Raw genomic sequence first — 7782 nt, forward strand, 5'->3', positions numbered from 1 at the left:
AGCTACAGGACCGCGGTGGCCCTGGGCTACACTCGGGAATCTCTCTCTACAGAGATAGAGTCGCAACGAGGCGAGAAGGGATACACCTATGTCGGTGCAGGCTGTGCTGGAGGAGATCCGTAAGCGACCCGGCAGCGGTGACGTGATTCCGATCGTCGACCCCGCCACTGAAGAGCAGATCACCGAGTTCACCGACTGCGGCCCCGAAGCCATCGACGACGCCGTCGCGCGTGCGAAGGCGACCGCCGAGTCGGGGTTGTGGTCCGGCCTGCCCGACTACGACAGGGCCAAGGTGCTGTGGCGGGTCGCCGATCTGATCGACGAGAACGCGGAGATTCTCGCCGAGCTCGAATCGCTCAACGCCGGCATCCCGCCGGCGCAAGCACAGATCATCACCAGGGTCGGTTCCGAGTGGTTCCGCTACTACGCCGGCTGGTGCACCAAGATCGACGGGATCGCGCGCGACGTGAACACCGGCGGCCTAACTGGTGTCGACTCGCACATGCACACCTATACGTTGCGAGAGCCCTACGGCGTGGTCGGGCTGATCTTCCCGTGGAACGGCCCGGTCTTCAACTACTGCGCCAAGCTCGCGCCCTCGCTTGCGGCGGGCTGCAGCAGTGTGGTCAAACCCGCTGAGGAGACCCCGCTTTCGGCACTGGTCCTGGACAGGATCCTGGCCGAGGCCGGGGTGCCCGAAGGTGTGGTCAACCTGGTCAACGGTTACGGCCACACCGCCGGGGCAGCGATCACCGCGCACCCCGACGTGGAGAAGGTCGCTTTCACCGGATCGACCGAGGTCGGCCGGGCCATCGTGCATGCCGCGGCGGACAGCAACCTCAACAAGGTCACCCTTGAACTCGGCGGCAAGTCGCCGGTACTGATCTACGACGACGCCGACCTGGACCTGGCCATCCCAATGGCGTCGTTCGGCACCTTCATCCACTCCGGCCAGGCCTGTGTGTGCGGGTCACGAATCTTCGCCCAGCGCGGTGTCTACGAGCGAGTTGTGGAGGGCATCGCCAACATGGCCAGCGTCATGCAACTAGGTGGCCCCAAAGACGAGGGCGCCATGGTCGGTCCGCTGATCAGCCAGAAGCAGCTCACCCGGGTACTGGGCTACCTCGAGCAGGGGAAGTCCGACGGCGCTGAACTCGTGACCGGCGGGCACCGCCTCGACCGCAAGGGCTACTTCGTTCACCCGACCGTGGTCACCAACGTCGACCCGGATTCGAGCAGGCTGTTCCAGGAGGAGATTTTCGGACCCGTGGTGACGATCCTGCCGTTCGACGACGACGACGAAGCGGTTGCGTTGGCCAACAACAGCACTTACGGCCTGGCGGCCACCGCGTGGACCAAAGACCTCGGTCGTGCGCACCGGCTGGCCAAGCGGCTCAAGGCCGGAACCGTGGGGCTGAATTGTCAGATGCAGTTCGACCACTCGATGCCGTTCGGCGGATACAAGCAGTCCGGCTGGGGCTACGAGTCGGGTAAGGCCGGCATCGACACCTACTTGCAGACAAAGATCGTCTGGGCGCAGATGTAACTAGGGCAGCCCCAGTAGTGTGAAGACATGCTGCGTGGCGTTATAAGCGCGATCCAAAGATGGCAGTATCGCGGTGGTCGTCCTGGATGGTCAGCGCGTATCGAAAACCGGTTGGCCGCCTTGGGTTTAGCGGCCGGCATCGGACCCAGCGGGGCGGCCACACTTGAAGTACGGGGCCACAAGTCGGGGCGGACGATTTCGTTCCCGGTGGTAGTCGCCGACTACCACGGTGACCGCTACCTGGTGGCCATGCTCGGCCAGAAGACCAACTGGGTGCGCAACCTGCGCGCCGACGGCCGTGCGGTGTTGCGGCGCGGTCAGCGCGAAGATGTCGCTTTGGTGGAGGATTTGTCCCACAAGCGCGCCGCGATTTTGCGGCGGTATCTCGAGCTCGCCCCGGGAGCACGTCCGTTTTTCCCAATCGATCGTCACGCGCCGATTGACGACTTCGAGCGAATTGTGGATCAATACCCGGTCTTTCAGGTCGCCTGAGCGGCTTAAACGGACGTCAGGATGTGGGACGCAGTTCGACGACGGCGATAGGGCGTTCCGTCTGCTTCTGGTACTGCGCGTATCGGCCCTTGTTGTTGGTATCCACGATCGTCCAGCGACGCGAGTAATCGGGGTCATCGGGCAGCGTAGGGCGGCCGACGACGCGGCGGCGACGGCGCCCGACCTGGATTTCGCAGTCGGGGTGCGCTTCGAGATTCCCCAGCCAGGTCGGCGGTTTGGGCCGCCCGCCGTTGGACGCGACGACCAGGTAGTCCTCGCCGTCACGGGCGTAGGTGAGCGCGGTGGTGCGTAGCAACCCGGTGCGTCGGCCGGCGGTGCGCAGCAGCAGCGTGGTGTTGCCGAACAGCAGCCGGTGGCCAAGCAATCCGTCGGTGTGTGCATAGATCCACTGATGGATGCGCAGGAGGCGCGGGAAGAGGCCGCTCATCCAGATACCTTTCGCCGTTGTGCCGCAACTACTGTCGATCCTGGGCCCCGGGTACGCGACTGGCTGGCCAGTGAGTGCGCGATTACTTCGGCTACTGCACCTGGTGCCTCCCAGGGCGGGCTGTGGCCGATGCCGGGCAGCACAACGAGGCTGGTGTTGCACAGCGCCGAGAATTCGTCGCGCGGCGCAGCCACCCGGGCGTCGTGTCGGCCGAAGATCAATTCGGTTGGGACGGCGAGCTTCTCGAGCCGGTCGGCAAGCCGGGCGGCCTTGAGGTAGTCGTCGATGGCGCGGGAGCTGTCGGTAAGGCTGCGTCGTCCCCGCGCGCGCATGTCGGCGACGAACTGATCCGGGACAGAGGTTCCCGGCGCGAAGGCATTTTGCATCGCGCGTCGTTGCTGGCGTGGGGAGGCCAGTGCCCAGAGCAAATCGCCGATCAGCGGCACGCTCAGCGCCCGTTCCGTCGGCCCGTTTGCGCTCAGCCGGCTGGACACAGACCACGAGGGGCAGACGAGGATGAGCTTGCTAACCAACTCGCGATGGCGTTCGGCAACCGCGGTAGCTACCAGGCCGCCGCGGGAATGGCCGACCAGCAGCATCGGCCTATCGAGCAGCGCCGCTACCGCGTCGGCGTCGCCGTCGATCGAGCCGGTCGCGTCCAGCTCTACCGCGTAGATCCGCGCGGTTGGTTCGATCAGCGCCACCACCCGATCCCACACCCGGTATGAGCTACCCAGCCCGTGGATCAACATGACCGGCGGCGCGTCGGGTGATCCACAAAGCAGGGTGCCGGCGCTCACGACACCACCGATATCGGCAAATTTGCCCGCTGCATCAAGTGCTGGGCCGGATCAAATCGCAGTGTCCGGCGCCGGTAGTCGAACGTGCTGCCCGGCCAGAGGTTGATATTGCGGCCATCGTCGTTCAGGTACCAGCTGTTGCAGCCGCCAGCCGTCCATACGCTTCCGGCACTCAGGTCATCGACTTCGGCAACAAACGCTTGTTGGGCGCTCAAGGTGGGTTCGACGGCGGCGAGCTGATGGGCGTGTGCGTAACCGATTGTTGCGGTGATGTAGTTGACCTGCGATTCAATCATGTAGATCACCGAGTTGTGGCCACTGCCGATATTGGGACCGTGGATCAGATAGCAGTTCGGGAAGCCGCTGACCGAAGTGCCGAGGTAGGCCGTGGGGTTGCCGTCCCACTCCTGGGCCATGGTCTGCTCGTCGGCGCCGTAGATTTGATCGGTCAGCGGCAGCCGCGTGGTGTTGAATCCGGTGCCGAAGATGATCGCGTCGACCGCGTGGTATCTGCCGGCGGTGTCAGTGATGCCGCGCTCATCGATCTCGGCGATTCCGTCGGTGATCAGCGAGACATTTGGCTGGTCCAGGCTGCACAAGTAGTCGTCGGAGATGAGGATGCGTTTGCAGCCGAGGCGGTAATCGGGCAAAAGCTGGGCGCGCAGGTTCGGATCGCTGACTTGGGACTTGAGGTGGCGGCGTGCCTGTCGTTCGGCCACTGTCATCAGCCACGGGTGGTGGAACCCTATGACTATCCACTCACGTTGCAGATAGATCTTCAATCGTTGCAGCCGCTGCAGCGCCGGAACTACGCGCAGGAGGCGCTGGGTCCGAGCGCCGATTTCACGGTCGTGGCGCGGCATGATCCAGTGCGGAGTGCGCTGGAAGACGGTGATGTGTCCCGCGGTGGGCTGGATGGCCGGAATGAACTGCACCGCTGAGGCGCCCGTGCCGATGACGGCCACCCGCTTGCCGGTGAGGTTGAAGTCGTGATCCCACCGGGCGGAGTGGAACGTCGCGCCGGCGAATCGGTCCAGGCCGGGCAGTGTCGGTATGACGGGTTCTGCCAGTGCACCTGTGGCGATGACGACGTGATTGGCGGTGCGCTCGCCGCGCGCGGTTTCAAGGCGCCACACCTGCTTGGTGGGATTCCAGTCCAATCGCCGGACGGCGCAATCCAGCATCAACTGACGGCGCAGCCCGAATCGTTCGGTGACGTCTTTGAGGTAGCCGTGGATTTCGGGCTGCTTGGCGTAAAAGTTCCGCCAGTGCGGGTTGGGAGCGAACGAGAACGAATACAGCTGGCACTGCACATCGACCGCGGCGCCCGGATAGTCGTTGTCGCGCCACACCCCGCCGATTTCGTTAGCGCGTTCCAGCAAAACAAAGTCGTGAAAACCGTCCTGCTGCAAACGGATTGCTGTTGCTATGCCACCGAAGCCGGTGCCGATGATGGCGACGTGGTTATGCGGGATCGTGCTGTCCGTCATGGAATCTCCGATTTTCAATGGGATTTCAATGGGATTTCAGTAGGAAGGGTCAGGCGGTGGCCTGCAGCCAGGACCGATAGCGGCGCAGTGCGCGGCGCTGTGCCAGTTGGTCACATGCCACCGCATGCACCGGGTGAGTGCCGAGCGCTGGACGGCGTCCGCGGGCGATCCGACGCATCTGATGGCGGACCAGCGCCATGCCGCCTGCCGAGGCGAGGGTCTTGTCCGACCAGGTCACCGGTCTCAGCTGCCCAGCCGCTTCTTCTCCGACGCGCCAGCGGTCGGGAAGATCCGGGGTTACCGCCATTGCGGTCGCCATGCCGACCATCGCCACACCGTTGGCGAGGGCTTTCTCGGCGGTTTCACGCCGCGTGATCCCGCCGGTCAACATCAGCGGCAGCGGGCTCGTCGTGGCCAAATCCGTTGCCAGTTCTAGAAAGTAGGCTTCGCGTGCCTGGGTGTGGGAATCGGCGGCGCGTCCGGCCATCGCCGGGCTTTCGTAGTTGCCGCCTGACAACTCCACCAAGTCGACTCCCAGCGGCTCGAGCATGGCGATCACGTGCTGTGCGTCGTCGGCGTCGAAGCCGCCGCGTTGGAAGTCGGCCGAGTTGAGTTTCACCGCAACGGCGAACGACGCCGATACCGCGGACCGGATGGCTCGCACGACGTCCAGCAGCATCCGGGCCCGGTTTTCCAACGATCCACCCCACCGGTCGGTCCGCTGGTTCGACAGCGGAGAGAGGAATTGCGAAAGCAGGTAGCCGTGCGCGGCGTGGACCTCTACCCCGTCGAATCCGGCCTGTTCGGCACCAATCGCCGCGACGGCGAACCGCCGTACGGTGGCATCGATCTGCTCAGGTGTCATTGCAACGGGCTGGCCAAAACGCTTGGTGTGCTTGCCCAAATCGACGCCCACCTCAGACGGCGCCCACACCACTCCGGGCATTTGAGCTTGCACTTGGCGACCCGGATGGTTGATCTGCATCCACATCGCCGCACCGCCGGCCTTGCCCGCCTTGGCCCACTCGGCGAATGGGTCCAGTGGGGCATTCTCGTCGAGCACGACGCCGCCGGGACCGGTAAGCGCCTGTGCGTGGACCATGACGTTGCCGGTGATTATCAGCCCGGCGCCGCCGGCACCCCAGCGTTGATACAGCGAGAACAAACGCTGGTCAGGGAGCTGGTCCCGGCCCGCCATGTTCTCTTCCATCGCGGCTTTGGCGATCCGGTTGTCCAATACCAACCCCGACCGCAACTTCAGCGGCGCGAACAGCTCGCTCGACATCGAAGGGCGCCTTTCAACCGGCTAGAATGTGTACGGCGCTTACATTAAGCACGCAGTGTTAGCACTGTCAACATCAGGGAGTGTGATCCATGTCAACGTCGCGCAGCCCGTACCACCACGGCGATCTGCGCGCCGCGTGTCTGCGGGCCGCGATGGAATTGCTTGAGGAAGGCGGTGCGACCGCGTTATCACTGCGCGCCGTCGCGCGGCGCGCCGGGGTTTCTCCTGCGGCGCCGTACCGGCACTATGCAGACCGTGATGCGCTCATCTCCGCGGTCGCCGCGGTGGGTTATCGCGAGCTGGCCGAACACCTAGCCGCCGCGCACCCCGCGCCTTCGACTCCCGATGACTTCGCAGCTATCGCCGTCGCCTATGTCCACTTCGCGCTGCAGCGGCCCGCGCTGTTTCGGGTGATGTTTTCAGAGCCGTGCGATCGGGACAGCAGCGAAAGAGTGGCTGCAACTACTGCCATCTCGGAATACGTCGGCGCCATTGTGCGGCAAAGCTTTCCTGGCTCCAACGCCGAAGCGTTGTCGACGGCGGCCTGGGCGCTCGTCCACGGGCTGGCGTTCCTGCATCTCGACGGCAAACTCGACGCGTCCACACCCGAAGTCGTTTCGGACCGCGTGCGCGCCGCCGTCCACGCCGTACTCACGGTGAATCGCGTTGCCGACAGTGTCTGACGTCAGGACTACTTCTGTTGAGACTTTGACCGTGGCAGGCCGGCGAGTGCAGGTTCTTGGGCGCGGAAGCCGGGTCCGGGCTCGGGGGTGATGTTGTGCGCGGTGATCTCCTGACGGCAGTGCGCGCACACCAGAACGGGGTCGGCGATGTGCTCACACGGCTGGTGGCGCAGCACGATTGGCGGACCGTTGGGCTGCGAGAGGTGTTGATCGCCCCACTGCATCAGGACCACGATCGCGGCGAACAGGTCTCGTCCGGAGTCGGTCAGCCGGTACTCGTGACGATCGGGATCGCGGGCGTAGGGCACCTTTTCCAACAGCCCGTTTTCCACCAGGGCGCGTAGGCGTGATGACAGCGTGGGCCGCGGAATCTGCAAGTTGCGAGCCAGTTGGCCAAAGCGGCGCACCCCGAAGAACGCCTCGCGCAGGATCAGCAGTGTCCATCGCTCGCCGACAACCTCCAGAGCCCGGGCAACGGACTCGCCTTGGAAGCGGTGGGACAGATCTAGGTAATCCATGGTTCAAACAATGTACCGGTTCAAAAACCAAACCGGTAGTGGTAACGTAAATGAACCACCCACGTCGTCTGTGCAAAGTGAGGCCTCATGCAGGACACCGAAGTCCCCACCATGCCCGTACTGTTGCGGGCCCGCGAGATCGCCGATATGGCACGTGGCATGGCAGATCAAATCGATGCCGACCGCAAACTCCCCACCGAACTGGTTGACGCGCTGCGAAACTCGGGTCTGCTGCGAGCGGGTGCGCCGATCGAGGTCGATGCTCTGGAGCTGCCGGCGGGTACCGCTTTGCGCTGCGCAGAGGAGGTGGCGCGAGGCGACGCATCAGCCGGCTGGTGCGTGTCGATCGCCATCACCGCCAGCCTGCTGGTCGCCTATCTGCCGCCGGCCAGCCGTAACGAGCTGTTCGGCGACGGACGCGGCGTGGCCGCCGGCGTGTGGGCGCCACAGGGCAAGGCCCGCCGCGTGCCCGGCGGCGTCGTCGTGTCGGGGCGATGGGCGTTCTGCAGCGGCGTCACCC

General features: G+C 64.7%; 9 protein-coding genes. 4 read left to right on the top strand and 5 right to left on the bottom strand.

Annotation, left to right across the window (positions count from 1 at the left end; genetic code table 11):
• The first annotated feature begins 88 nt into the window (after positions 1–88).
• Both WAN71_RS19335 and WAN71_RS19340 read left to right on the top strand, forming a co-directional pair.
• Positions 89–1546 (top strand): aldehyde dehydrogenase family protein, encoded by a 1458-nt coding sequence (locus WAN71_RS19335; protein ID WP_422226874.1) that lies wholly within the window; start codon positions 89–91, stop codon positions 1544–1546.
• A 111-nt stretch (positions 1547–1657) separates the two neighbouring features.
• On the top strand, positions 1658–2038 hold the full coding sequence (locus WAN71_RS19340; RefSeq protein ID WP_422226875.1) for a nitroreductase/quinone reductase family protein: 381 nt from the start codon (positions 1658–1660) through the stop codon (positions 2036–2038).
• Positions 2039–2054: 16 nt separating this feature from the next.
• Here WAN71_RS19340 and WAN71_RS19345 read toward each other — a convergent pair whose 3' ends face one another.
• From WAN71_RS19345 to WAN71_RS19360, 4 genes are read right to left on the bottom strand one after another with little or no spacing between them, the layout of a single operon-like run.
• Positions 2055–2486 (bottom strand): nitroreductase/quinone reductase family protein, encoded by a 432-nt coding sequence (locus tag WAN71_RS19345; RefSeq protein WP_422226876.1) that lies wholly within the window; start codon positions 2484–2486, stop codon positions 2055–2057.
• On the bottom strand, positions 2483–3286 hold the full coding sequence (locus WAN71_RS19350) for an alpha/beta fold hydrolase (RefSeq protein WP_422226877.1): 804 nt from the start codon (positions 3284–3286) through the stop codon (positions 2483–2485). Before WAN71_RS19350 ends, WAN71_RS19345 begins: the two co-directional genes overlap by 4 nt.
• The gene (locus WAN71_RS19355) at positions 3283–4776 is read right to left on the bottom strand and encodes a flavin-containing monooxygenase (protein ID WP_422226878.1); all 1494 of its coding nucleotides are present in this window, start codon (positions 4774–4776) and stop codon (positions 3283–3285) included. Before WAN71_RS19355 ends, WAN71_RS19350 begins: the two co-directional genes overlap by 4 nt.
• Before the next feature lie 49 nt (positions 4777–4825).
• Positions 4826–6061, bottom strand: coding sequence for an NADH:flavin oxidoreductase/NADH oxidase family protein (locus WAN71_RS19360; protein ID WP_422226879.1), 1236 nt, complete (start codon positions 6059–6061; stop codon positions 4826–4828).
• A gap of 89 nt (positions 6062–6150) precedes the next feature.
• Between WAN71_RS19360 and WAN71_RS19365 the strand changes: the two genes are divergently transcribed.
• Positions 6151–6744 carry a TetR/AcrR family transcriptional regulator gene (locus tag WAN71_RS19365; RefSeq protein ID WP_422226880.1) on the top strand — a complete coding sequence of 198 codons (594 nt, stop codon included), beginning with the start codon at positions 6151–6153 and terminating at the stop codon, positions 6742–6744.
• A gap of 8 nt (positions 6745–6752) precedes the next feature.
• Here the strand turns inward: WAN71_RS19365 and WAN71_RS19370 are convergent, their stop codons facing one another.
• Positions 6753–7262, bottom strand: a complete 510-nt coding sequence (locus tag WAN71_RS19370; RefSeq protein ID WP_422226881.1) for a winged helix-turn-helix transcriptional regulator — start codon at positions 7260–7262, stop codon at positions 6753–6755.
• An 87-nt stretch (positions 7263–7349) separates the two neighbouring features.
• On the opposite strand from WAN71_RS19370, the gene WAN71_RS19375 reads away from it, so the two are divergent.
• A partial coding sequence (locus WAN71_RS19375; RefSeq protein WP_422226882.1) for an acyl-CoA dehydrogenase family protein occupies positions 7350–7782 on the top strand: 433 nt, incomplete at its 3' end.

Origin of the sequence: Mycobacterium sp., assembly GCF_049280035.1 — a bacterium.
Classification (GTDB): domain Bacteria; phylum Actinomycetota; class Actinomycetes; order Mycobacteriales; family Mycobacteriaceae; genus Mycobacterium.

Bases quoted from the DNA above. Each gene is read 5' to 3' on its own strand.
- WAN71_RS19355 (WP_422226878.1), bottom strand. From the start codon at position 4,776: ATGACGGACAGCACGATCCCGCATAACCACGTCGCCATCATCGGCACC.
- WAN71_RS19360 (WP_422226879.1), bottom strand. From the start codon at position 6,061: ATGTCGAGCGAGCTGTTCGCGCCGCTGAAGTTGCGGTCGGGGTTGGTA.
- WAN71_RS19335 (WP_422226874.1), top strand. From the start codon at position 89: ATGTCGGTGCAGGCTGTGCTGGAGGAGATCCGTAAGCGACCCGGCAGC.
- WAN71_RS19365 (WP_422226880.1), top strand. From the start codon at position 6,151: ATGTCAACGTCGCGCAGCCCGTACCACCACGGCGATCTGCGCGCCGCG.
- WAN71_RS19345 (WP_422226876.1), bottom strand. From the start codon at position 2,486: ATGAGCGGCCTCTTCCCGCGCCTCCTGCGCATCCATCAGTGGATCTAT.
- WAN71_RS19370 (WP_422226881.1), bottom strand. From the start codon at position 7,262: ATGGATTACCTAGATCTGTCCCACCGCTTCCAAGGCGAGTCCGTTGCC.